The organism is Oleiphilus sp. HI0086 (genome assembly GCF_001635225.1).
Genome location: NZ_LWFZ01001061.1, coordinates 1 through 491, shown reverse-complemented (window position 1 = coordinate 491; position 491 = coordinate 1). Strand labels below are relative to the sequence as shown.

1 protein-coding gene is annotated in these 491 nt (G+C 43.6%); it reads right to left on the bottom strand.

What is annotated here, in order from left to right; translation table 11 throughout:
- Window positions 1–19: 19 nt before the first annotated feature.
- The coding region (locus A3756_RS18965) for a TetR/AcrR family transcriptional regulator (RefSeq protein WP_197481383.1) at window positions 20–491 on the bottom strand (472 nt) is incomplete at its 5' end.

The following is a 491-nucleotide window of genomic DNA, read 5'->3' as shown; positions in this document are numbered from 1 at the left end:
CTGAAGACAGCCAAGAAGATTAGACTTTTGGCGCGATCCCTTCAAAGCGATAGTTTTCCTGCAATTCCAGCGCTAAGGCCCGTTTGTCTTCATACAAATAAGGTATGACATAGTCGAGTATTTGATACACACCGTGCTGAATACTCTTCTGGTTCAGCGCCTGCGCTTCGTCCTCAGCACTTTGGATAGTTTTTAGGTAAGTCATCCAATTCGTCACAATCAACCAGGTATTTAAGGCTTTCGACTTTCGCTGCTGATCTTCCATTGGCTGATAGATTTCACTCTTCTCCATCGCATAAATAATGCTTTGGATACCACTCAAACAACGTAAAGTAAATCGTCGATAATCTTCACGCAGGCGCTCATCGCTGTCCAGCAAATGCTCTAGATCTCTATGCAAGAAACGATAAGCCCATAAACCGTTAAAGACCGCATCCAAATAGGTAATCAGATCATTTATATGTATCGCTCTGCCGCTCGGCACATTCAGA